The sequence below is a fragment of the Bacillus sp. FJAT-29790 genome, assembly GCF_019039215.1.
Classification (GTDB): domain Bacteria; phylum Bacillota; class Bacilli; order Bacillales; family Cytobacillaceae; genus Cytobacillus.
Window position 1 is genome coordinate 632,330 of the sequence record NZ_JAHNZZ010000001.1, and the last position, 23,696, is coordinate 656,025.

The 23,696-nt window shown below is 36.8% G+C and carries 22 protein-coding genes and 1 riboswitch; of the genes, 14 read left to right on the forward strand and 8 right to left on the reverse strand.

Features of this window, described 5'->3' with window-relative positions; genetic code table 11:
- The first annotated feature begins 95 nt into the window (after window positions 1-95).
- Window positions 96-294: riboswitch (cobalamin riboswitch) on the forward strand.
- 137 nt (window positions 295-431) lie between these two features.
- From BGM26_RS03045 to BGM26_RS03060, 4 genes are all read left to right on the forward strand, one after another.
- Window positions 432-2,657, forward strand: a complete 2,226-nt coding sequence (locus BGM26_RS03045) for a ribonucleoside-diphosphate reductase subunit alpha (RefSeq protein ID WP_217038273.1) — start codon at window positions 432-434, stop codon at window positions 2,655-2,657.
- A 20-nt stretch (window positions 2,658-2,677) separates the two neighbouring features.
- The gene (locus BGM26_RS03050) at window positions 2,678-3,718 is read left to right on the forward strand and encodes a ribonucleotide-diphosphate reductase subunit beta (protein ID WP_217038274.1); all 1,041 of its coding nucleotides are present in this window, start codon (window positions 2,678-2,680) and stop codon (window positions 3,716-3,718) included.
- A 230-nt stretch (window positions 3,719-3,948) separates the two neighbouring features.
- Window positions 3,949-5,154 (forward strand): thermonuclease family protein, encoded by a 1,206-nt coding sequence (locus tag BGM26_RS03055; protein ID WP_217038275.1) that lies wholly within the window; start codon window positions 3,949-3,951, stop codon window positions 5,152-5,154.
- Window positions 5,155-5,389: 235 nt separating this feature from the next.
- A complete protein-coding gene (locus BGM26_RS03060) occupies window positions 5,390-6,559 on the forward strand; it encodes a pyridoxal-phosphate-dependent aminotransferase family protein (RefSeq protein ID WP_217038276.1) in 1,170 nt (389 codons plus the stop codon).
- A gap of 326 nt (window positions 6,560-6,885) precedes the next feature.
- On the opposite strand, the gene bioB is transcribed toward BGM26_RS03060, so the two are convergent.
- Entirely contained in the window at window positions 6,886-7,893 is a 1,008-nt protein-coding gene (gene bioB / locus BGM26_RS03065) for a biotin synthase BioB (protein WP_217038277.1), read from the reverse strand.
- 28 nt (window positions 7,894-7,921) lie between these two features.
- The gene (locus BGM26_RS03070) at window positions 7,922-8,518 is read right to left on the reverse strand and encodes a biotin transporter BioY (RefSeq protein ID WP_217038278.1); all 597 of its coding nucleotides are present in this window, start codon (window positions 8,516-8,518) and stop codon (window positions 7,922-7,924) included.
- Window positions 8,519-8,989: 471 nt separating this feature from the next.
- On the opposite strand from BGM26_RS03070, the gene BGM26_RS03075 reads away from it, so the two are divergent.
- On the forward strand, window positions 8,990-9,373 hold the full coding sequence (locus tag BGM26_RS03075) for a hypothetical protein (protein ID WP_217038279.1): 384 nt from the start codon (window positions 8,990-8,992) through the stop codon (window positions 9,371-9,373).
- Window positions 9,374-9,461: 88 nt separating this feature from the next.
- Here BGM26_RS03075 and BGM26_RS03080 read toward each other — a convergent pair whose 3' ends face one another.
- The gene (locus BGM26_RS03080; protein ID WP_217038280.1) at window positions 9,462-9,953 is read right to left on the reverse strand and encodes a DoxX family protein; all 492 of its coding nucleotides are present in this window, start codon (window positions 9,951-9,953) and stop codon (window positions 9,462-9,464) included.
- Window positions 9,954-10,448: 495 nt separating this feature from the next.
- Between BGM26_RS03080 and BGM26_RS03085 the strand changes: the two genes are divergently transcribed.
- On the forward strand, window positions 10,449-11,168 hold the full coding sequence (locus BGM26_RS03085) for a YebC/PmpR family DNA-binding transcriptional regulator (RefSeq protein ID WP_217038281.1): 720 nt from the start codon (window positions 10,449-10,451) through the stop codon (window positions 11,166-11,168).
- A gap of 167 nt (window positions 11,169-11,335) precedes the next feature.
- Here BGM26_RS03085 and BGM26_RS03090 read toward each other — a convergent pair whose 3' ends face one another.
- The 3 genes from BGM26_RS03090 to BGM26_RS03100 all read right to left on the reverse strand — a co-directional run bounded on the left by BGM26_RS03090 (window position 11,336) and on the right by BGM26_RS03100 (window position 13,292).
- A complete protein-coding gene (locus tag BGM26_RS03090) occupies window positions 11,336-11,926 on the reverse strand; it encodes a guanylate kinase (RefSeq protein WP_217038282.1) in 591 nt (196 codons plus the stop codon).
- A gap of 255 nt (window positions 11,927-12,181) precedes the next feature.
- A complete protein-coding gene (locus tag BGM26_RS03095) occupies window positions 12,182-12,610 on the reverse strand; it encodes a VOC family protein (protein WP_217038283.1) in 429 nt (142 codons plus the stop codon).
- Between the two features lie 187 nt (window positions 12,611-12,797).
- Entirely contained in the window at window positions 12,798-13,292 is a 495-nt protein-coding gene (locus tag BGM26_RS03100) for a YusW family protein (RefSeq protein ID WP_217038284.1), read from the reverse strand.
- Window positions 13,293-13,493: 201 nt separating this feature from the next.
- On the opposite strand from BGM26_RS03100, the gene BGM26_RS03105 reads away from it, so the two are divergent.
- From BGM26_RS03105 to arsC, 4 genes are all read left to right on the forward strand, one after another.
- Window positions 13,494-14,360: a cation diffusion facilitator family transporter gene (locus tag BGM26_RS03105; protein WP_217038285.1), complete on the forward strand. Its 867-nt coding sequence runs from the start codon at window positions 13,494-13,496 to the stop codon at window positions 14,358-14,360.
- A 512-nt stretch (window positions 14,361-14,872) separates the two neighbouring features.
- On the forward strand, window positions 14,873-15,217 hold the full coding sequence (locus tag BGM26_RS03110) for an ArsR/SmtB family transcription factor (RefSeq protein WP_217038286.1): 345 nt from the start codon (window positions 14,873-14,875) through the stop codon (window positions 15,215-15,217).
- A gap of 15 nt (window positions 15,218-15,232) precedes the next feature.
- Window positions 15,233-16,531, forward strand: a complete 1,299-nt coding sequence (locus BGM26_RS03115) for an arsenic transporter (protein WP_217038287.1) — start codon at window positions 15,233-15,235, stop codon at window positions 16,529-16,531.
- 21 nt (window positions 16,532-16,552) lie between these two features.
- Window positions 16,553-16,972 carry an arsenate reductase (thioredoxin) gene (gene arsC / locus BGM26_RS03120; protein ID WP_217038288.1) on the forward strand — a complete coding sequence of 140 codons (420 nt, stop codon included), beginning with the start codon at window positions 16,553-16,555 and terminating at the stop codon, window positions 16,970-16,972.
- A gap of 203 nt (window positions 16,973-17,175) precedes the next feature.
- Here arsC and BGM26_RS03125 read toward each other — a convergent pair whose 3' ends face one another.
- Window positions 17,176-17,880: a DUF421 domain-containing protein gene (locus tag BGM26_RS03125; RefSeq protein WP_217038289.1), complete on the reverse strand. Its 705-nt coding sequence runs from the start codon at window positions 17,878-17,880 to the stop codon at window positions 17,176-17,178.
- 452 nt (window positions 17,881-18,332) lie between these two features.
- On the opposite strand from BGM26_RS03125, the gene BGM26_RS03130 reads away from it, so the two are divergent.
- Complete coding sequence (locus tag BGM26_RS03130) at window positions 18,333-19,133, forward strand: hypothetical protein (protein ID WP_217038290.1); 801 nt, start codon at window positions 18,333-18,335, stop codon at window positions 19,131-19,133.
- Between the two features lie 109 nt (window positions 19,134-19,242).
- Here the strand turns inward: BGM26_RS03130 and BGM26_RS03135 are convergent, their stop codons facing one another.
- Window positions 19,243-19,773, reverse strand: coding sequence for an isochorismatase family protein (locus BGM26_RS03135; RefSeq protein WP_217038291.1), 531 nt, complete (start codon window positions 19,771-19,773; stop codon window positions 19,243-19,245).
- A 916-nt stretch (window positions 19,774-20,689) separates the two neighbouring features.
- Here BGM26_RS03135 and BGM26_RS03140 point away from each other — a divergent pair.
- The 3 genes from BGM26_RS03140 (at window position 20,690) to pfkB (ending at window position 23,689) form a co-directional block, all read left to right on the forward strand.
- On the forward strand, window positions 20,690-21,706 hold the full coding sequence (locus BGM26_RS03140; RefSeq protein ID WP_217038292.1) for a polysaccharide deacetylase family protein: 1,017 nt from the start codon (window positions 20,690-20,692) through the stop codon (window positions 21,704-21,706).
- 319 nt (window positions 21,707-22,025) lie between these two features.
- Window positions 22,026-22,778 (forward strand): DeoR/GlpR family DNA-binding transcription regulator, encoded by a 753-nt coding sequence (locus BGM26_RS03145; protein ID WP_217038293.1) that lies wholly within the window; start codon window positions 22,026-22,028, stop codon window positions 22,776-22,778.
- Entirely contained in the window at window positions 22,775-23,689 is a 915-nt protein-coding gene (gene pfkB / locus BGM26_RS03150; RefSeq protein ID WP_217038294.1) for a 1-phosphofructokinase, read from the forward strand. The genes BGM26_RS03145 and pfkB overlap by 4 nt, the downstream gene beginning before the upstream one ends.
- The last annotated feature ends 7 nt before the right edge of the window (window positions 23,690-23,696 follow it).

A 23,696-nucleotide genomic window follows, 5' to 3' on the forward strand; every position in this document is an offset into this window, starting at 1 on the left:
GTTGTTCTTGGAATAGAAAAAAGAAATTGCCTTCTATTATTCTGTATGATAGAATTGCATACAATATCTAGTATTTATCTTTCGTATATATAACTACATATGGAGATTAAGCATTGGTGTCCTTCTTAGGACTTAATAGGGAATTCGGTGAAAATCCGGAACTGTCCCCGCAACTGTAAGTGCAGACGAATAGAGCAGACCACTGTACAGGGTAACTTAGCGGTACTTGTATGGGAAGGGCTTTTAGTAGGATGAAGCACAAGTCAGGAGACCTGCCAACTTAATCGAAAGTTTCTTTTCTTCGGGGATTGAGATGATGAAACGATAGTGTAATGGTCACAGTTTATTTTACTGTTTCTTTAGTTTATTCTGTCGTTTGATCCGCTCAGTTTCTGGGCGGTTTTTTTATTGCCAGAAGGAGGAAATGGTGAATGAATAATCATATAAAAGATGACCTACTAGCATTCGATTTATTAAAAGAATCTTATCCGCATTTGGATATCGAAGAGTTGGAAAATAGAGCTAGGCAAATGAATAATTTAGATGGCGAAGCCTTATATGATCAACTGATACTGGAATGTTTGTCCTATTTAAGCATTAATGAACCAGATTGGACATATGTGGCATCACATCTCTTACTAAAGAAACTCTATCATGAAGCGGGGAAAAATCGTAGATATTCTTCTGAAAAGTCCTACGGAAGTTTTTATACATTAATAGAAAAGCTAACAACTCTTGAAATCTATCATACAGATCTTTTGGATAGATATTCGAAAGCAGATGTCGATGAGTTAGGTGATTTTATTCTTCCTGATCGAGATAAACTATTCACTTACCTGGGCCTTAAAATGCTTGCAGACCGATATTTAGCTAAAGACAAACTGAAAAATATTTATGAACTGCCTCAAGAACGATTCATGGTCATTGCAATGGTATTAATGAAAAATGAAGCACAAGATAAGAGGCTAGAGCTCGTTAAGGAAGCATATTGGGCAATGAGTGGCCTTTATATGACCGTTGCTACGCCTACGTTAACAAATGCCGGTAAAAATTGGGGCCAACTTTCAAGTTGTTTTGTGGAAACAGTTGATGATAGCCTCGATTCTATTTATGACAGTAATACGGATATTGCTGCCCTTTCGAAAAACGGCGGGGGAATTGGTGTGTATCTCGGAAAAATCCGCAGTAGAGGCAGTGATATTAAAGGATTTAAAGGAGCCTCCTCTGGCGTTATTCCATGGATGAAGCAGCTAAATAACACAGCAGTCAGTGTGGATCAGCTTGGTCAGAGACAAGGGGCGATCAGTGTTTATTTAGACATATGGCATAAAGATATCTTCTCCTTCCTTGATGCGAAGCTGAACAACGGAGATGAAAGGCATCGCACCCATGATCTGTTTACCGGCGTCTGTATCCCAGATTTGTTTATGGAAAAGGTTGAGAGCAGGGGGGACTGGTATTTATTTGATCCCCATGAAGTGAGAAAGGTAATGGGCTTTTCTTTAGAGGATTATTACGATGAAGGAGATTCAGCAGGCTCATTTAGGCAGAAGTATAAGGAATGTATTGATAATAAATCCCTTTCAAGAGAAAAGGTACCAGCTATCGAAATTATGAAATCAATTATGAAAAGCCAGCTGGAGACTGGGACTCCATTTATGTTTTACCGGGATGAAGTAAACAGGAAAAATGCCAATTTACATAACGGGATGATCTACTGCACGAACTTATGCACAGAAATTGTTCAAAACCAGAGTGTGACAAGAAGAGTGGAGGAATATACAAAAGACGGAAAAATCATTATCGAAAAAATACCCGGTGACTTTGTGGTATGTAATCTTTCATCTATTAATCTTGCAAGAGCACATCAAGATCGGGTGTTAGAGAGATTAATTCCAATTCAGGTGAGAATGCTCGATAATGTGATCGATATTAATACAATCCCAGTATTGCAAGGGCAAATTACGAATCAAAAATATCGAGCCATTGGGCTTGGGACGTTTGGCTGGCATCACTTACTAGCGGTCGAAAAAATTCAGTGGGAGAGCATGGAGGCAGTTGAATTTGCCGATCGATTATACGAGAAAATTGCGTTCTTGACGATCCAGAGTTCAATGAAATTGGCAGTTGAAAAGGGAAAGTACCCTGCTTTTAAAGGGTCGGAATGGGAGACTGGTATATTTTTTGAAAAACGAAGATATAGCAATGAAGCTTCTGAGTATGACTGGGATTTCTTGAAAGAGCAAGTAAAGCAAAACGGGATCAGAAATGGTTATCTCATGGCCGTGGCACCGAATGCATCAACTGCCCTAATTGCAGGGAGCACGCCAAGCATTGACCCTATATTTAAGAAACATTATTCAGAAGAAAAGAAGGATTATCGTATCCCTGTCACAGCACCTGACCTTAATAGTGAAACGACATGGTTTTACAAATCTGCTTATCATATTGATCAGGAATGGAGCATTAGGCAAAATGCGGGAAGGCAAAGGCATATCGACCAATCTATTTCTTTTAACTTTTATATTTCAAATAATATAAAGGCCAAGGATCTGTTAAATCTTCATCTCTCTGCATGGAAGCATAAATTGAAAACAACCTATTATGTTCGTTCTACATCTTCAGAAGTAGATGATTGTGAATCGTGTTCAAGCTAAAAGGAATTGGAGGATTCAACATGGAACTATTAAAGAAACGACAGATAATGAATAATACCGCACCAAACCGTTCTACCGCTATTGTGAATGGAGAGTGCTCGAATATATTAAATTGGGATGATGTCCGATTTTCATGGGCTTATCCTAAATATAAGAAAATGCTTGCAAACTTTTGGACACCCTTTGAAATCAATATGTCACAAGATATGAAGCAGTTTCCCCAATTAACAGAAGACGAACAGGATGCTTTTCTGAAAATTATTGGGCTTCTGGCACTGCTCGACAGCATTCAAACCGATTATGCTGGAAAAGTAGCAGACTATTTGACAGATTCGAGTTTGTCTGCACTTATGATCATCCTTGCTCAGCAAGAGGTCATTCATAATCATTCATATTCTTATGTCTTGTCGAGCCTTGTGCCGAAACAAAAACAAGATGAGGTATTTGAATTCTGGCGGACGGAACCTATTTTAGTTAAAAGAAATGAATTCGTCACGAATGGATACCGAGATTTTGCCGAGAACCCCACACCGGGGAATTTATTAAAATCTATAGTTTATGATGTCGTGCTTGAAGGATTGTTTTTTTATTCAGGCTTTGCTTTCTTTTATCATTTGGCACGTAATCAGAAAATGGTCTCTTCTAGTACGATGATCAATTATATTAATCGGGATGAACAAATTCACGTTGATTTATTCATAAAGATATTCAAAGAGATCTTAAATGAGAATCCGGCGCTAAACACAAATGAATTGAGCGAATTTGTAAAAGCAACCTTTAAAAAGGCTGCAGAACTTGAAATTGAATGGGCCCGCTTTGTTATTGGTAATAAAATAGAAGGTATTCTACTTTCAGATGTTGAGGCATACATTAAGTTTTACGCTAACGTAAGAGCTAATCAATTAGGTTTTGAAAGACCTTTTGAGGGATATCGGACGAATCCACTGAGATGGATCGTTGCATATGAAGAAGTGGATTTTGGGAAATCGGACTTCTTTGAACAAAAATCCAGGCAGTATACGAAAGTAAACCAGGTTGATAATGGATTTGATGAATTATAAGATTTCTAAAGTGTGAACCTTGCTTTTGAAGCAAGGTTTTTTTTTGTAACTTGTTGAACTCATAGGAGTACGATTAGGTTAAGTACAAAGGCGTTTAGTGTGTAAATTTATACATTATGGATATTGTCATTGTTTTACCACTATGATAAATTATTTTATTGGATTATACAAATATACCAATTTTGTAAAAACAGAATATAAAAGTGGAATGAATGAAAGTAGGGAATAGGATGAGGTTAGTAAAAGGATTATTTGGTATCGTAATTGGCATATTTTTATTAGGTTTAGTTGCAATTTCTCCAGTAGCATTAATTGGTGTAGGGATTTCGATTTTCGGATGGTATTTAATGAGACAGAAGAGGAAAGGAAAGCAGATTCCTCTGAAGGCTGGCTGGGTACTTACTACAGGCATATTACTCACATTTATTTTGGCTGGAATGTTTGGCGAGACGGATAATGAAGTAAAAGATGTAGTTGAAAATAACCATAAATCCCAAGTTGAAGAGGGTACACATAAAGAAAAACTAGCCGAGGAAAAGGCTAATAAGCAAAAAGAAAGATTAGCTAGTGAGGAAGCCGAAAAAGAACAAAGAGAGAAAGAAGAAGCTGAAAGGCTAGAAAAAGAAAAACAAGAGGCCCAAAATGCACAACAGGAAAAAGAAGAATTAGCTAAAAGGTTTAATTTAGAGGCATATATGGTTGCTCGAGTGGTCGATGGCGATACATTTGTGCTTTCTGACGGTAGAAAAGTCCGCTTGATCGGGGTTAACACGCCTGAGTCGACGACTAGGACTGAAGTGTATGGGAAAGAGGCAAGTATTTATACGACTGAGAATTTAAATGGAAAACAAGTTTGGTTACAAAAAGACGTTTCCGAAACGGATCGATACGGGCGCTTATTAAGGATCGTCTGGTTAGACATTCCGACGAATGATATGGACGAAAATGAAATACGGTCAAAAATGTTTAACGCTGAATTAGTTTTAAATGGATATGCTGAGCCATCTACCTACCCACCTGACGTGAAATATAGCGAGCATTTCAGAAAATTTGCAAGAGAAGCGAGAGAAGCGGGTACAGGTCTATGGGCGTTTGGTGAAGAAGGTACAACGAAAGGTGACTTTGATACGAAGAAAGACGCTACTAACAGTTCAGGTTCTGCCTCTGCTGGCGGTTCAACTTTGGGTAAAACTTCGACATTGCCATCTGCCTCGAATGGCAGTTCTACTTCAAGTACAGCATCATCGTCTCATGCAGCACCGGCTAGTGGAACGAATACGACTGATGCCCCAACATCCGCGGTCAGTGGAACTAGGGAATCTTATAAAAACTGTACGGAACTTAGAAAAGTCTACCCGAATGGTGTTCCTTCCGACCATCCAGCTTATGAGTCAAAACATGACAGGGATAAAGATGGTTGGGCATGTGAAAGATAACACTGCTTATTGCAAATAGGGATCAAAAACTGAAAAAGCGGTCACCATAGTATCAACAATCCATTAGAAATAAGCCTAAATCAAAATGGTTTATGGGGTTTTTTTGTTTGTTTGAGAAGTCTATTAATATTTAGCAAAGATTAAAGGGTTTTTTGATCCAATGTAGAAGTGATAGTAGTGTAGGAAAAGAATTGTTCATTTATTTTAATGAAATTTATTTTTAGGAGGATGGATAATGCGAAACAAAGAGATGCTACTTATACCTGGACCTACACCAGTCATTGATTCTATTTATGATGCGATGGCTCAGGAAACCAGGAGTTTTGTAGATTCGAGGTTTGTCAAGATTTATAAGAATGCGATTGAGAAAACGAAGGAAATGTTCAAAACAGATGGTGAAGTGTTTGTAGTTGCTGGTACTGGAACTATGGCAATGGAAATGGCTCTTGTAAATACCGTTGCTGCGGGGGAAAAGATTTTAGTCATCAGTCATGGCTTTTTCGGTGATCGATTCATTAAATTAGCGGAAGCTTTTGGCATTGAAGTGGACGTACTCCAAGCTGTTTGGGGGAAGCAAGTTTCTCTTGAAGCTGTAGAGGAAAAACTTGCTAAAGGGAAGTTCAAAGCGGTTACAGTTACTCATGCTGATACGTCAACTGGAGTTGTGGCTAATTTAGATGCACTTGTGCCAATAATTAAAAAGCACGGAGCACTGGTCATCGTTGACGGCGTCTGTGCGTCTGCTGCGATCGAAGAAGATATGAGTAAGACGTATGGCGATTCTGATGCTAAGATCGATGTCGTTTTAACTGGGTCCCAAAAAGCAATTGGCGTACCTCCAGGCTTGGCTGTCGTTGCATTTAACAAAACTGCCTTAGCAGCACGGGAACAAATCGGGCGTGTGCCTGCTTTCTATTGTGATATACATAATTGGATTCCAGTAATGCATGATCCTAGTAAATACTTCGCCACTCCGGCGGTAAATCTTGTCTACGCGTACGATGAAGGAATGAGAATCGTATTTGAAGAGGGATTGGAGAATCGTTATAAGCGCCATGAAGCATTCGGAAAAGCGGTTAGAGCTGCCCTTTCTGTATATGGGATGAAGGCTATCGCTGATGAAGATGTCGCTGCCCCTACACTTAGCTGTATTCTTTATCCGGAAGGAATGGACGATGTTGCATTCCGTGCTGCTCTTGCGGAAAAAGGGCTCATTGTCGCAGGTGCACTTGCTCAGTTGGCAGGTAAGGCATTCCGGATCGGTCATATGGGAAATACGACGGAACAGATTCTTGAAAAAGCGATTTTATTGATTGGAGAGACGATGAATGAGCAGGGATATTCGGTCGATCCGGCTAAGGCAGTGGAATGCTTTAGAGAGTTTAGTGTAAGCTTGCGTGCCTAACTAAATAGCCATGCATAAAGTATAAATCTTGAACTATTCAAAAAAAGTTCACATCTAATTAGGTGCGGAATGAGAAAAGGGTGACACGGTATAATATTATAACCTTGTCACCTTTTTTTTCTTGAGATTAATAACTCCATATTTTTTCATGTTTGTCTATCTATAGGGAAAATATAAACAAATCGGCTTTTTTTCTAACATTGCAAATGAAGCAGATTTTTTGAGCAATAATCAATGAATATTTAGATATCTAAACGAAATCAACATAATATGGTACGAGCGGAGCGCGAATATTACCGAATAATCAAGTAAAATAAGACTACTCCTTATTGTAAATTAAAAACTGGATCTGTTTCCTGAGAAACAAAATCAATTTCAAAGCCGAGATCCTTCAGCATTTGGTGATCGGCTGTTCCCTCCTGACCAGCAGTGGTTAAGTAATCCCCTACGAAAATGGAATTGGCTGGATATAAGCCGAGTGGTTGCAAGCTGCGTAAATTCACTTCGCGTCCACCGGATATGCGGATCTCCTTCGTCGGATTGATATAGCGCATAAGGCAAAGAACTTTCAGGCAATATCTTGGGTTTAGCTCACGTGTCCCTTCTAAAGGTGTTCCGTCAATCGCATGTAGGAAATTGACCGGGATGGAATCTGCATCAAGCGCTTTTAAGCTTCTCGCCATTGATACAACGTCCTGAATTGTTTCTCTCATTCCGATAATGACGCCAGAGCAGGGGGAAATGCCATGTTCCTTAATCAATTCAACCGTGTTCACTCTGTCCTCATAAGTATGAGAGGTTGTAATTGATTCATGGTGGTCCGCTGAAGTGTTTAGATTATGATTGTACCGGTCGACTCCAGCTTCTTTTAATGCCTTTGCCTGTTCAGGCTTTAGGAGCCCGAGACATGCACAGACTTTCAAATTGTATTTATCTTTGATCTCTTTTACAGCCGATACAACCTGCTCAACTTCTTTATTGCTTGGACCTCTACCGCTCGCAACAATACAATAAGTTCCGACATTCATCTGGAAAGCCTGATTCGCACCTTTTATTATCTCGTCTTTATCCATCATCCGATACTTTTCGATTGGGGCTGTTGAAACACTAGATTGAGAGCAGTAGCCGCAATTTTCAGGACATAAACCTGATTTCGTGTTAATAATCATATTTAACTTTACTTTATTGCCATAATAATGACGGCGAATTTGATAGGAGCTATGTAAAAGCTCGAGGAGATCTTCATCAGGACATTCTAATATCCCCAATGCTTCTTTATCTGTTAATTCATACCCTTCCAAGACATCTCGTGCAAGGCTTTGCCAAATTCCCATTTCTTCGGCCTCCTAATCTATTAATATTTTATGCTGTCCGCTGGATTTTCCTAAACTGGCTGCGGGCTAACACTTTATGTTCCAGTCGGTTTGCCATCAAACCAGCGAAAACGGCGAGAATGATATCTTTAGGCAACGGAACAATCATCCAAGTCCATGCCAACTTGTATGTAAATCCGTCTGGAGCGGATGCCCATAGCTTATAGGCGAAATACATCCAATTTGTACCAAACCCATAGTTGATGATCATTCCGATTAATGCAGCTGTAATATAGACAGGTAAGCTTTTTTTCATTTCAATCAGTTTTCCAGTTACGTAAGCTGTAAAAATATAAGAAATGATGAATCCAAAAGTAGGACTAAGGATATGAGATAATCCCCCACCAAATTTTGCGAAAACTGGGGCTCCCGCAAGTCCGACAAAAGCATAGACAGCCATCGTAATTGCACCTAACCGACTTCCAAGAATCGCCCCTGAAAGAATCGCAAAAAAAGTTTGCAATGTTATCGGTACACCGCCAACAACCATAAATGGAACAATCGAGGTAATATTGGCACCTATGCACATCATTGCGACAAACATCCCAGCAAGTGTTAATTCAATCGTTTTTAAGCCCTTTTTCATAAAATTCCCCTCCATAAGAAGCATTTGTTCTAGCATAATCGCTTATATTGTATTGTGTCAACTTAAAATTTATTAAGTTAACATAATGACGGAGGACTTAACTTTTTATTTGTAAATCGAGTCCATATTCATCGGTTAAAGTATGGAGGAAGGGACAACTAGGAAAAAGAAAACCAAGTTAACATGATCCTTGGAATAATGCTGTTTGACCGCAGTGTAACAAGTAGAAAGCAGGGAGCCCGCATATGGAAGTTTCATTTTATGTGTATATTGTTTCCAAGCTTTTTTCTTTTTTGTTGAGGCATTCGTGGGTATAATAAATAGACCCAATCACCTTATCTTTGAAACTTCGAAACTAATTTTTAAGAGTGTGAGACCAAGAGAACTTTTTTGAAGGTGTAAAACAAACGGAAAGGGTAAGAGGCGATTGATCAAGTAATTTATTGATTGTAATTAAGGAGAAGTGAATTGATGAACAGCTACAGTAAATTATTATTAAGGTTATCAGCATTGTTTGCATTTATTGGCGCATTTTTAGGTGCACATATGGCAGGCGCTGGTGGTTATGCTTTCCGGCCAATCCATGCTCATGTATTAGTTGTCGGATGGTTAACACTATTCGCATGGGCTGTGTATTATAAAGTATTCACGCCGAAAATTGGGATTCTAGCAAAGCTTCATGTCTATACTGCGGTGATCGGCTCCATCGGATTAACAGGGGGAATGGCACTTTACATCTTTAAGCCAGCATTTCTCCCAGAGACAGTAAATACAGCGGTTTACATTGGCGGAGGCTCAATTTTATTGCTAAGTTTCTTGTTGTTTTTTCTCTTAACGTTTACGAAAGAAAAATAGAGCGGCAAATGTACCTAGATTCTTAGTTCCAATTTTTCAATCAGTATGCCCCATAAGGAACAGCCCGCTCGAATGAACGGGCTGTTCCTCACGATTGTATCCCTTTCCGTTTGTATGGTTTACGAATACCAGGCATCACAAAGCGATCAATGCCAATTTTTCCAGCATTATAGCCAGCTACTAAAATAAAAATTGTTAATAATACCATTTGCGCATTCGTACTGACAGTTCCAGAAAATAGGAATGCAAAGTTCATAACGATTCCGAAGAAAGCGGCCGCAGTTGTTAAACAACCTAGGATTAATCCTACTCCTACAAGTAGTTCACCCCACGCAACCAAGAAGCTGAATAATCCCGCATTCGGAATGGCGACCGCCTCCAAAAAGCTCGCCCACCATCCTTGGACAGCAGGATGATCTCCGCTCGCTTTTGCTACAGCTCCTTGCAGGAAACCGGAAGCATCAAAACCATCTGCCACTTTATGGTACCCGGCAGTAAGCCAGGAATACCCAAGATAAACCCGGATAACAGTCAGTAATCCAGCTGCAATTTGATTTTCTCTTAACCATTTTACGATCATCTTAATCTCTTCCTTTCAAAATAGTAGATTAATTAATACATGTATAAAGTATCATAGAATGGGATAAAATCCCTTGTGTTGTGATACTCGTCACATAATTGCAAAAACAATTTGACAAAATTATGAAAGTTTCACCTTTTGGAAGATTTGTCGCAAATTAACGGGAAGTAAGACCACCACTTCAAGGCTTTGAGAAAGCGAGGAACTAATATGATCAAAGTGGTTAGAAACATCAATTAAACATTAAAAACACCCCCATAAAATAAGTATGCGAATTTTGGAAATGAATCTTTCGATTGTACATATAAGAACATACTTGTATAATAATGACGTAAAAGTAACGAATGATGTAATTTGGAATAGTCGATGTAATGGCAGTATCTTTAATATGATATTGTAACGGACTCTTGATAATTTTTTGAAAAAGTGTTGTAGAAGCGCTTATTTCATATTACTATTTTTATGTAGATTTAAAGTGGAAAGAGAGTGTTCATAATGGGCCGTAAATGGAATAATATTAAAGAAAAAAAAGCGTCAAAAGACGCTAATACGAGTAGGATATATGCAAAGTTTGGACGTGAAATTTATGTAGCAGCTAAACAAGGCGAGCCGGATCCAGAATCAAATCAAGCGTTAAAAGTCGTTCTCGAGCGTGCAAAAACGTACAGTGTACCAAAAACGATTATTGACCGTGCAATTGAAAAAGCGAAAGGCGGTTCAGAAGAAAGTTATGACGAACTTCGTTATGAAGGCTTCGGACCAAATGGATCAATGGTCATCGTAGATGCACTGACAAATAATGTGAACCGTACGGCGTCAGATGTGCGTGCTGCATTCGGGAAGAATGGCGGGAACATGGGTGTAAGCGGATCTGTCGCATATATGTTTGATGCCACAGCTGTTATCGGTCTAGAAGGTAAAACTGCAGATGAAGTGCTTGAAATATTAATGGAGGCAGATGTAGATGTGCGTGATATTTTAGAAGAAGATGACGCAGTAATCGTTTATGCTGAACCTGACCAGTTTCATGCCGTACAAGAAGCATTCAAGAATGTTGGTATAACTGACTTTACCGTTGCCGAACTAACAATGCTTGCGCAAAATGACGTATCACTTCCAGAAGACGCACTCGTCCAATTTGAAAAAATGATCGATGCAATAGAGGATTTAGAAGATGTTCAACAGGTATACCATAATGTGGATTTTGGTGAATAATACATGAGAGCAGACGCCTGTTATTTAACAAAAGGTCATCTCATTTAGATGGTTCATTGAATTTTTTTATAAATATCATAAGCAACCATCTCTAAAATACGCCAATAATTAAAAGGACCATCCGATGAAGTTACATACCTCATCGGATGGTCCTTTGTTTTCAAACCTTAATAGTCGGTGACAAAGAATCCTCTGTCCAAAAAGGATTCGATCAATTCGCTGATTTTGAAAGATATTTGTGGTGAATCGTAATTTTCAAAGGCATGTTCACAGTTATTTTTATAGGCCATCGTTTCGTCATAATGAGTCATATGCCGCTCTATGTCCGCCTCATTATCTTCACGGTCTTTTTGTCTTTTTATGACAGTATCACGATCAGCATAAATGAAGAAACGCATGACACGCTCACCATACATTTTTTTCAACTTTTCGGTCCCTTCCGGATTCAAAGTCAAATAGACAAGATCATGGTTTTGGAAAGCATTGACGATATCTTGTTCGCGAATGCCATAACGAAATCCATCGATCTCGACACTTTCAAGAAATTCCTGTTGGTCTTGCATGTGTTTGAAGGTTGCTTCATTTACAAAATGGTAGTCTTCACCATTTTTTTCATAATGCCGGGGAGAACGAGTTGTATAAGACAGAACAGTTTCCATATCAAATGCGGTAGCAACCATCTTCGCAACGGTTTTTCTTCCAGAGCCATCAGGACCCGTGTAAATAAATATTTTTTCTTTGTCTTTAATTTGATACATGGACAAACCTCCTTTAATGATTTAAAAAAGTACCTTTATAACGTAAAAATGCTATCAGTACTTTCTTCTTTCTGCCCGTTAAATTGGGATAAATTAATTATATCAAATATTAGGAAAAACATGTCTAATTTTTCTGATTTTTAATTTATAAGAATGAATATAATAAAAAATGACCCCCAAAATATAAATTGGAGGTCTTTTCTTTGGATTTTTGCATCTTTACTTCTTTTGTTTTCAGCCGAAAACAACTAATTATTACATTCCCATTTCCCCGTTATCATAGCTAAATTGCCATGCAATTCCAAACTTGTCCGTCAATTGGCCATAGCATTTGCTAAAAAAAGTTTCTTGAAGGTCCAACGCAACAGTGCCGCCTTCTTTCAGTTTATTAAATTGGGATTTAATTTCATCCATGTCCTTGCTGACAACAGCAAGGCTGATGTTGTTACCTTCAACAAAGGGCATATCCGGAAAAACATCAGAAAACATCACAGTGCTTCCGCTAATATTAATTCGAGTGTGCATGACTAAGTTTTTTGCTTCCTCTGGAAGAGGATATTCCGGGTTTGGCGGAGACTCACCAAAGGTCATAATTTGTGGTTTTTCTGTATCAAAAACCTGTGCGTAAAACTCTACTGCTTCACGGCAATTTCCGTTAAAATTCAGATAAACATTAACAGCCATTTTTTTCGCTCCTTCGTTTTGAATTGTTAATCATTGGTACATGATACAATAATAAATTGTATCATTTGAATGTCTTTTATCAAAATAACAACCCGAAAAAATTTATGAAGGAATGATTTCACCTTTTAAAGACATTAAATCAAAAAAGTTCCTTTTTATTTCAAAAACAAAAAGGAACTTTTTCCTATTATCTTATTGAATTGTATTCTTTCTTGGTTCCGTCTAAAAACACAATATCTAATTCAAATTTTGTATAATCGCTTTTGAGATTAAATGCTTTCAGCACCTCAGCGATCACTTCACTTTTAGGTGTTGCCGTGTCAAATTTCAATTGTTCAAAGGTAGGATTAAGTTCGCTTAAAGCTACGTCTCCATTCACTATGATCCCTTTTATTTTATCTTTAATTTCAGCTTCAATTCCGTAATCATAATCGACTTCGTAGGATTTGTCCCTAGCATAATCAACATCTAACTCAAATTTCGTAAAGTTAAATTTGTTTTCAGTCCCTTTTACTGTCGTATCAGTACCATTATTCGTAATCGTATCAGTACCATTATTCGTAATCGTATGATCATTATGTTCAGCCGGGACATTTTCAGGTGGTGGGGAAGTAGCATTATTACAGCCTTGAAGTAAAATGAAAGGCAAAAACAGGATGAAGACAATATTTGACATTTTCATAAAAGAGCCTCCTTTTTGTCTACTATTAACAAAATTAGGTGGATTTATGCTTTAGTTGGTACACTAATAATAATTTTACCTTGTGCAACATTGTTAGATGTATTTACTTTTTATTGTTTTCCTCAAAAAGGTTGCTCTAGACCCACTAAACTTAGGTTTGATAACATAAAAAGTGTTAATAATAATAAATGGGGTAATCAAATGAATTCATCTAAAATAGCATTTTTATCAGTATTAAGTAATTCCTTTGTTGTTGTTCTAAAAATAATTGTTGGCTTATTTACCGGATCGGTTGCTGTTCTTTCCGAGGCTATTCATTCGTCCTTAGATTTAATGGCTTCTTTAATTGCTTTTTTCTCAGTACGAATTTCGAACAGGCCTGCGGATAAAGTCCACCCATATGGTCATGGAAAAGTAGAAAATCTTTCTGGAACCATTGAAACATTATTAATTTTTATTGCTGGCATTTGGATTATTTATGAATGTATCCACAAGCTAATAAACCCGGAACCAATCCAGCTACCGCTTTTGGGAATAGTTGTCATGTTACTTGGGGCTGTCATCAACTTTGTAGTATCAAAAATTGTTAGAAGAACAGCTGATAAAACGAAATCAGTGGCGATGAAATCTAATGCGATCCATTTGCTTACAGATGTATATACATCTTTAGGCGTAGCAGTTAGTTTGTTACTAGTAAGTCTTACTGGATGGTATTTTTTGGATCCGATTATCGGAATTATTTTAGCTGTTTATATCATGTTTGAAGCTTCTAAATTAATGAAAGAATCATTTCCTCCATTAATGGATGCAAGGTTATCACCGGATGAAGAAAGAAACCTCATGAAGCTGATTGAATCCTATAAGGAGGAATATATTGAATATCACGATTTTCGCACAAGACGTTCCGGTCGATATGAATACGTAGATTTTCACCTTGTTGTTCCGTCACATTATAGCATTGAAACAGCGCATGAATTATGTAACCAGATAGAAGAAGATATCAATCATCTGTTTACTCATGCTCAAGTATTAATACATTTAGAACCTGAGAATGAGCGTATTAAATAAAGACTAAACAGAGGTCTTACTTCTAAACATTGAATTACTAACTCATAAACGTGAAAAAAGGGATATCCTGGCGTGATATCCCTTTTTTTACTTCTTACATTCTTATTATTTTTATTCAATGCTAGTGTGAAAAACGATATGAAATTTTGTAACTAGATAATAATTTCTTCTGCCTCCGGTTACAGTAGAATTGCTCTTTTGTTAATCTACCTAGAAAAGCTGATGGCAGATCTGATAAATACTGAAAATTTTAAATTGCTGCTTGTAGTCTTTATATACTCCATTAAATGCTATCTTCTCTCAATGAAGAAGGCATTTTTTTTATATTAAAAAGTAGGGGATGAAATCCATCGTTTAGAAATTCTTTATCTTTTGCATACCTGTAACTTACCGCTATTTCTGTATGTTTACAAAAAATTAATAAAAGAAGACTTGAATTTAATATATAAGCAAAATATTATATAAACGAATGGTTATATATTAATGCTCGGATGAATTTAGGAGGTGTTTTCATGCAAGTATCAACTGTAGAAATAGAAAAAGCTGCGATGATATTAAAGTTGTTAGGCGATAAAACCCGTTTAACAATGGTGAAGATTTTAGATTCACATGATTGTTGTGTTTGTGAATTTGTTGAAATATTTAAAGCGAGCCAGCCTGCTATTAGTCAACACATACGTAAGTTAAAAGATGCTGGAATAGTAGGGGAAATGAGAAGGGGACAATGGATCATTTATTCATTGAATAAAGATAGTTACTATTATCCAATGATCCAAAATCTTCTCGGGCATCTTCCAAGTCAAGAGTATAAATTACAAGAACTAGAAGAACAGGGATTACGAATCTCGTGTGAGTAATAGGGGGATTATGCATTGACATCAGTAATTTTAGCATCTTTGATTTTCTTAATTACACTTATCTTAGTTATATGGCAACCTAAAGGTTTATCCATCGGTTGGTCTGCTTGCGGTGGAGCTATTCTCGCTTTAATCGTTGGAGTAGTTGATTTTAAAGATGTAGTAGATGTAACATCCATAGTTTGGAATGCAACATTAGCGTTTATCGCTATTATTATTATTTCCTTAATACTTGATGAAATTGGATTTTTTGAGTGGTCAGCTCTTCATATGGCAAGAGCAGCAAGAGGAAATGGCGTTCGAATGTTTGTCTATGTGTCCGTACTTGGAGCATTAGTAGCAGCATTTTTTGCGAATGATGGTGCCGCACTAATTTTGACTCCTATTGTATTAGCAATGGTTCGAAATCTAAAGTTTAATGAAAAAATGGTTTTTCCATTTATTATTGCAAGTGGATTCATTGCAGATACTACATCACTTCCGTTAGTAGTAAGTAACTTAGTTAATATCGTGTCTGCAGACTTTTTTGGAATCGGATTTGCTGAGTTTGCTTCAAGAATGATTATCCCGAATCTCTTTTCATTAGTAGCAAGTATCTTGGTTTTATATCTATTTTTCCGTAAAAGCATTCCAAAGAATTATGATCTGTCTCAATTGAAGAAGCCTATAGAGGCTATTCGAGATGATAAAATGTTCCGATTGTCTTGGATTGTATTAGGAATCCTACTTATTGGGTATTTTGCAAGTGAATTTACGGGTATTCCTGTATCGATTATCGCTAGTATTGTCGCAATCTTTTTCCTTTTTATGGCTAGAAGGAGTCATGCAGTTAACGCTCGTACTGTAATAAAAGGAGCCCCTTGGGCGATCGTATTTTTCTCAATTGGAATGTACGTAGTTGTTTATGGACTAAGAAATGAGGGATTGACTAATATATTAGCTGATCTCATTCAAGTGACAGCAGATCAAGGTCTATTTGCTGCAACAGTAGGTATGGGATTTATTGCTGCGATCATTTCTTCGATTATGAATAATATGCCAACAGTCATGATTGATGCACTTGCGATTGCTGATACGAATACAACTGATGTAGTTAAAGAAGCCCTGATCTATGCGAATGTCATCGGGGCAGATTTAGGTCCTAAAATCACGCCGATCGGTTCTCTTGCAACTCTATTATGGTTACATGTCTTATCCCAAAAAGGGGTTAAGATATCATGGGGAACGTACTTTAGAACAGGTATTGTTTTAACAATTCCAACACTGTTTATTACATTAGTTGGTTTATATATATGGTTGGTAATCATTCACTAATTATTAATGGAGGAATAAATGATGTCTAAAAAAACAATTTACTTTTTATGTACAGGTAACTCATGTAGAAGCCAAATGGCAGAAGGATGGGCTAAGAAATATTTAGATGATGAGTGGAACGTATACAGTGCGGGTATTGAAGCGCATGGCTTAAACCCGAATGCTGTAAATGCAATGAAGGAAGCGGGAATTGACATCTCAAATCAAACATCTGATATTATTGACTCTGAAATATTAAACAATGCAGATTTAGTGGTTACTTTATGTGGTGATGCGGCTGACAAATGCCCGATAACACTACCACATGTAAAAAGAGAACATTGGGGATTTGATGATCCCGCTAAGGCTGAAGGAACTGATGAAGAAAAATGGGCTTTCTTCCAGCGTGTGCGTGACGAAATTGGTGACAGACTCAAACGTTTTAGTGGAAATTGTGAATAATACAATTAAATAACCAAGACAATAAACGCTAGGTTTTCCACTAAAACGAATTCAAAAAGGATAAAGAATCTTTAATAGAAAAGATTCTTTATCCTTTTATTTTTCTCTAAATTACATCCCTATTTATTTCCATCCGCATTTAAGAAAGTAATAGAACTCGGCAGCAATCATGTAGTTTTAGTATGTCTAATCGTTTGGATTGTTTAATCATATAAAAAAATGGTAATGTTTTCGTTTCTATCAATGGTTGCCAATAATATTTCGTGAATGTCAGCATTGTATGTAGACTTAATCCTTGTTTTCAGCCAGTCTTCATCTTTTCCCATTTTGTCCAATTCAGATAACTCAATTTTTCTTTCTTTAATAATGGTTCTGGGAAGAACGAAGGATTTAGGGGTTATTCTCAAATCCGAAGGTGTAACCGGTTGATATTGTGGCTTCAGAAATAGAGAAAGAGTTCCGCCCGTTTCCCACATGGCTAAAGCGATTTTTTGGATATCCTCAATATTCGCTTTCCTCAATTCTGTCATTAGATAATCAAGTGAAATTCTAGCTTTGGCTAGGTTTTTGTAAAATATTTTTCCATTTTCAATTAAGGGCAATGGAGGTGATTCAAAAAACTTTCTTAGTTTATCTGACTTTAAACTCCCAATGATACTTGATGTGTATAAAATTACAAATACGCTCATTGTTATCATTGAGCCTTTGAATCCCAATCTTTCATCTGACAATGGGTGAGCAATGATGTTCCCAATGACTAAAGCTATAACAAAATCAAGTAATCTTAACTGTGAAATTGACCGTTGCCCCATTACTTTTGCTACAATAAGCATAAAGAAATAAGCTACAATGGCCCTCAAAATCCATTGAATGGCAGTCAATGATTCTTGACTATAGAAAAAATCCATCCGTACTCACCTATCCATTTCTTTTTGAACAGACGCTATTGATAATATGTCCTTTTCAGCAAATTTTAATAAAAAAAGAAACTACATGAGAACTTTTGCTCAGGTGGTTATAGTATGTTTACATACTGGATTGTTCGCCGTCACTCATGAGAGAATTTTTTGAGAAAAACTTTTATTTAATTGGCTATGTTAAAGCTTAATGTTGATAATTGCACTTGTTGATTGTAGCGGAAGGCGCGAGACTCCTGCGGGAGAAGCGTGTCAGGGGAGACCCCGCAGGAGCGTTAGCGACGAGGAGGCTCCCCGACCGCCCGCGGAAAGCGAGTGCCTGCAGCGGAAATCAACAGCTACATTTATCACAGCCATTTAATTTAAAGAAGAGAAGTAGTGGTTTGTCTTTAACACTAATTTCCTTTTCGAATATTATTTAAATAAAAGGCAGGTGAGTTAAAGTGTATTTGGTTGGTTTCTATTCGCCAAAAGCAAAATCAGGTGTAACTGAATTGGCTTTATCGATTTATTATTGGCTTATAATGAACACGACATTATCTGCTGCATTTATATCTTATGGGACTTTAGAAAAAGAAGAGATTTCAAATGGGCTTATCCACGAATTCTCGAAATTACCATTAACAGAACAAAAACGCAAAGTTAAAAAGATGAAGAAAGAATACGATATTATTATTTACGATGCATCTAGTCAACTTTCCGAAGGGGTATTAAAACTTTTGCCAATAGTGGACAGGTTATTTGTTGTCGGTGAAGAACATACAGATTTTGCAATCAAATTGCATCAAATTATTGGATTTAATAAAATGTTTGATAAGAGCGTAAAGCGTTTTATTACACATTTACAAGGGAATAAAACGTTTATTATCCGTGAAAATAAGGATGATCGCGTTATTGGCTTTAATTATTCAAAAAAAGAAGCAAATGATATTGGTCAAATGGTGTATACAGATTATGTGACTCATTATTTAGAGGAGAAATTTATTGAAAAAAATCAAAAAGTCTATAAAAAAATCAAACAAATTCCAATAGACGATTTGGATAAAGGCTTATATGAACTAGGGATTGATTTTGAAAAAGCATTGCTCTTTCATAAATATGTTGTTCTACGGGTGGAATTAGGTCAGAATTACAACGAAGCACTAGAAAATCTTTTTCCACTTTTAATTAATTCCTCATTCAACGAACTTTTAGAGAAATTTCAAAGCGAAATAAATCTTATTACAAAACTTAATATGTTATAAACACTCATATATAATGCCTCTAAAACTTTTCGTTCTTTATGATTTCAAGAGAATCAAGTTGATCTCAAATACGATAATAATCCTTTGAAAAAAGACATAACACCTCTTTTTAAAATTCAATTTCATTTGTCTTTTTTACATAGGCAAACCATTGATGAAGGACTTCATTGTGGTGGTTGATAATTTGAGGAGCCTTAAAAATCCCCGAATCATAAGTACTATGTCCGTCTTTTGCGAGAATCACATCATACCCAAGACTATATGCACGACGGCATGTTGCATCCACACACACTTCTGTTTGAATTCCGGTAATGACTATTTGTTTTATTCCTTTGACATCTAATTCTTGTCGGAGATTTGTTCGTTGGAATGAATCTGGATGATTTTTTTCAATAATGATATCATTTTCAAATGGAGTAATGAAAGGGTGTATTTTCCATCCGGATGTTCCACGTTCAAGAGGTTTTCCAGGTATATTGTTAAACTTCGTATAAAAAATGGGAGCTCGCACTAAACGAGTTTTGGAAATGAGCAACTGGATGTTCGTTAGTAATTCATTTCCTTTATATAAAGGTTTAGATTCCTGAAACGAGCCTATTTGCACATCAATAATTAGCAAAGCCATATGGGTTTCTAGCACGAATATTCCCTCCGAAATCTTTTATTCAAATCAGATTTTAGTATGTATCATCGATAATGATTTATCCAGAAATACACCGCTGATTAAAAAAACATTCATTTCTAAAGTAAGAAACAAATGACCTAAACTTGAATATTTTGTTCTCTTATAGTAATTTCATTAGGTCCTTTTTTTTTGAGTGCTATTTAATGATGGGTAAAGCTTTTTGACGTAAAAAAATTCCGCTTCATTGGAAGCGGATGAGATAAAGTGAGACTGGATCGAATTTGGAATAACTCATCTAAAATCAACATATAGTATATTTGATATTGATTGGATACTATATATCGTTGTGTAAAATCAGGTATATTTCGACTTTAAGAGCAATCTATTATCTGAGTTTTAACTTAAAAAGTTGTTAAATCTTGATTTAGTAATAATATTCGCATTTATTTGACTCCCTCGTATTCATAGAAACTACTGATTTGCCGATCCTCCATTAAAACTTAAAAACAATCCCAATAAAAAGCCCGGAAAGAATTGAAACTAGAGGAGATTTTAGTTACATTTAAAGTAAGGATAGATTAATAGCGAATGATTGATATTTTTGTAGAATTATAAGGAAATTGGCAACTTTTCTTTTGTCTGCAACGTCTAATTATTGAAAGGGTAAAAACACCTTCGACTAGCTTAGACTATTGATTTTAACTTTATTCAGCAGAAGTCTCTAAACGATATTATTGGAGAGATGAATGCAAAATTGTATCCAATTTAGTGGGGGTTCAACCCCCGGCTGAATAAAGTTAGCCTCCGGCGGATGCCTAATGTTTTTTATGGAATTTATCGAGCAAGTCCGATAATAATCTGGGCGCAAATACGCCAAGGCGAATTTGATTTGATCATCTTAGAATGAGAAGGAATGGAAAGGTGAACCATCTTGAAAAGAAATGTGAAAAGGAAAATGGTCAAAACAAATGAAAAGGTGATTATTTCTATTTTAGTCTGTATTGCCTTAGTCTTAAGCATTTATGAACCGGGGAGAAGGAATGAGGCATTAGCTGTTTCGCCCCTCACACAGCCTATTAATATGATGTATTCATTAATGATGCAAAGAAATTTAGATCCATTCGAAGAAATGAATGTAACGATCAACCATTCCTTTCGTTCTTTTTATAAAATAAAATCGCAAATAAGCAGTGATAACCAAGACCAAATCGTCGAGGACAAAAACGTAAAGCCGGAAATTGAAAGCCAAGAAGTAATCATACAAAATTTTATCGATATGGATGTTAATAGTAGTGTCCAAGTTTCTGAGTCTGCTAAAGAAGAAAAACCTGAATCTGTACAAGAACAACTTGAAAACAAAACAATATACTTAACCTTTGATGACGGCCCTACAATGTATACAAACAATATTGTTGACACATTAAATGCATACGGAATGCAGGCAACTTTTTTCATGCTTGAGCCGAATATGAACAAGTATCCGGATGAATTACTTAAACTTATCAACGATGGCCATGTTCCTGCGTTACACGGAGTTACTCATGACGTTACGAAAATTTATCGGTCGGAAAAAACGGTTGTAGAGGAGATGAATAAGGCCCAAGAAACATTACTGAAGCTAACCGGTTCAGCAACAAATTTAATTCGAACGCCTTATGGATCAGTTCCACATATGAAACCAGCCTACATTCAAGCTGTGAAAGCAGCAGGCTATCAATTATGGGACTGGACTGTCGATAGCCGGGATTGGAAATATAAAAATGGTGAATATGTCGCCAATGTTATCGATCAATTAGAAAAATTTCCATTTCAAAATCGTCCAATTGTTATTTTATTTCATGACAAAAAAACAACAGCTGAACATTTACCCGAACTTTTAGACTATATAAAATCCAAAGGTTATGATACAGCGGTTCTAAATGAACAGCTAACAGCTTATCATTTTTAAAAAGGGCTCTTTACTAAAAGATTGTTGTTTTTTAAATAGGTTTTGTAAAAGAAAACCGTCCAAAAAGAAGTTGATTGAAGCGGAAAGCGAGCATCCTGGAGCGGAAATCAACCTCTCTTCTCTTTTTGTTATAAAAAACAAAGGAATTAATTCCTTTGTTTTTTATTTGATTAAAATAGTCCGAAGAATGCAATATCATCCACAATCAATCGCAAAATGATTTCTTTTGATCATAAATGAACGAAAATGATTGATTTTTGCAATCGGTTTCAGTAGAATATAACCAAGAGATAAGTACTATGCAGTTAGGAGTGATGTTTTGTTAACACCTGAGCGCCATCGAGCGATCTTAAATCTTTTGAAAGAAAAGAACGTTGTCAAAATTCAGGAGCTTGTTGACGTAACAAATACATCTGAATCAACGATTAGGCGTGATCTTAGTCAATTAGAGGAAGAAAAATTTCTGAAAAGGATCCATGGCGGTGCAGCAAGGCTTCAAGGAAAGCTACTCGAACCGAGCATGTCGGAGAAATCTACCAAAAACCTTCAACAAAAACGAAAAATCGCCCAATATGCTGCAGGATTAGTTGAAAAGGGCGACTGTATTTATTTGGATGCTGGTTCGACGATTATTGAAATGATTCCCTTTTTACCGATAGATGATATTGTTGTCGTTACAAACGGTTTAATGCATGTGAATGCCTTGCTTGAACGAAATATAAGGACATTTTTGATTGGCGGGTTCGCGAAGCCAAAAACGGGAGCGATTATCGGAAGAGGAGCCATTGCCAGCCTTGAACATTATCGATTTGATAAATGCTTTATGGGTGTGAATGGAATTCATCCCCTGTCAGGCTACACGACTCCTGATCAGGAAGAGGCGATGATTAAGCAACTGGCCATTTCTATTTCACGTGAAGTCTATGTATTGGCAGATCAGACGAAATTTTCTGAGATTGCCTTTGCGAAAATCGCTGATATTCATCAAGCTGACATCATTACGAATGAATTAGACATCGATAACAAAGAGCAATATATGAGTAAAACGACAATAAAGGTTGTGACATCATGATATACACATTGACATTGAATCCATCTGTAGACTATATTATCGGGCTTCGAAAGGTGGAATTAGGGGAATTGAACCGGACGGAGAGGGAAGCTAAGTTTCCAGGCGGTAAAGGAATTAATGTCTCTAGAGTACTGAAAAGAATGGGCGTACCTAGTAAAGCAATCGGGTTCACTGGCGGTTTTACAGGTAAATATATTGAGGAATATTTGCAGAACGAAAGCGTTGAAACAGACTTTGTTCATGTAGATGAAGATACAAGAATTAATATCAAAATGAAAACGGACAATGAAACAGAAATTAATGGGAAAGGGCCAACAATTACAGATGAGGCGTTTTGGGCATTGAAAGATAAAATCAGCAGGCTTTCAAACGGGGATCTCCTTGTGCTTGCTGGCAGCATTCCATCCACAATGCCCAATACAACATACGAAGAGCTCGTTCAAATTTGTGCAGAAAACGGCGCCTCCTTTGTAGTTGATGCTGAAGGTGATTTGCTAAAAAAAGTCCTTCCATATAAGCCGTTTTTAATCAAACCAAATCATCATGAGCTTGGAGAATTATTTGATACAACGATTTCCAGTGTTGATGAGGTTATCCCTTATGGGGAAAAACTCATTGAAATGGGTGCGCAGAATGTGATTGTCTCACTTGCAGGGAAGGGAGCAGTTTTAATTACGAAAGAAGCTGCTTATATCGCATCAGTGCCGAAAGGGGAAGTAAAAAGCTCTGTTGGAGCTGGTGATTCAATGGTCGCAGGCTTTCTAGCAATATATGAAAAGGAGAAAGACATCGAGAAAGCGTTTCGATCAAGTGTTGCCTTCGGAAGTGCAACTGCATTTTCAATCGGTTTATGTACGAAAGAAAAGGTAGAAGAATTACTGCCTCAAGTTTCTATTCACCGAATTAATTAAAGGGGAG

Excerpts from the sequence above, each read along its gene's own strand:
- BGM26_RS03100 (WP_217038284.1), bottom strand. The coding sequence starts at position 13,292 with ATGAAAATGTCAAATATTGTCTTCATCCTGTTTTTGCCTTTCATTTTA.
- BGM26_RS03070 (WP_217038278.1), bottom strand. The coding sequence starts at position 8,518 with ATGAAAAAGGGCTTAAAAACGATTGAATTAACACTTGCTGGGATGTTT.
- BGM26_RS03055 (WP_217038275.1), top strand. The coding sequence starts at position 3,949 with ATGAGGTTAGTAAAAGGATTATTTGGTATCGTAATTGGCATATTTTTA.
- BGM26_RS03060 (WP_217038276.1), top strand. The coding sequence starts at position 5,390 with ATGCGAAACAAAGAGATGCTACTTATACCTGGACCTACACCAGTCATT.
- bioB (WP_217038277.1), bottom strand. The coding sequence starts at position 7,893 with ATGGGAATTTGGCAAAGCCTTGCACGAGATGTCTTGGAAGGGTATGAA.
- BGM26_RS03125 (WP_217038289.1), bottom strand. The coding sequence starts at position 17,880 with ATGGATTTTTTCTATAGTCAAGAATCATTGACTGCCATTCAATGGATT.
- arsC (WP_217038288.1), top strand. The coding sequence starts at position 16,553 with ATGTCTAAAAAAACAATTTACTTTTTATGTACAGGTAACTCATGTAGA.
- BGM26_RS03110 (WP_217038286.1), top strand. The coding sequence starts at position 14,873 with ATGCAAGTATCAACTGTAGAAATAGAAAAAGCTGCGATGATATTAAAG.
- BGM26_RS03075 (WP_217038279.1), top strand. The coding sequence starts at position 8,990 with ATGAACAGCTACAGTAAATTATTATTAAGGTTATCAGCATTGTTTGCA.
- BGM26_RS03045 (WP_217038273.1), top strand. The coding sequence starts at position 432 with ATGAATAATCATATAAAAGATGACCTACTAGCATTCGATTTATTAAAA.
- BGM26_RS03080 (WP_217038280.1), bottom strand. The coding sequence starts at position 9,953 with ATGATCGTAAAATGGTTAAGAGAAAATCAAATTGCAGCTGGATTACTG.
- pfkB (WP_217038294.1), top strand. The coding sequence starts at position 22,775 with ATGATATACACATTGACATTGAATCCATCTGTAGACTATATTATCGGG.
- BGM26_RS03085 (WP_217038281.1), top strand. The coding sequence starts at position 10,449 with ATGGGCCGTAAATGGAATAATATTAAAGAAAAAAAAGCGTCAAAAGAC.
- BGM26_RS03090 (WP_217038282.1), bottom strand. The coding sequence starts at position 11,926 with ATGTATCAAATTAAAGACAAAGAAAAAATATTTATTTACACGGGTCCT.
- BGM26_RS03095 (WP_217038283.1), bottom strand. The coding sequence starts at position 12,610 with ATGGCTGTTAATGTTTATCTGAATTTTAACGGAAATTGCCGTGAAGCA.
- BGM26_RS03050 (WP_217038274.1), top strand. The coding sequence starts at position 2,678 with ATGGAACTATTAAAGAAACGACAGATAATGAATAATACCGCACCAAAC.
- BGM26_RS03105 (WP_217038285.1), top strand. The coding sequence starts at position 13,494 with ATGAATTCATCTAAAATAGCATTTTTATCAGTATTAAGTAATTCCTTT.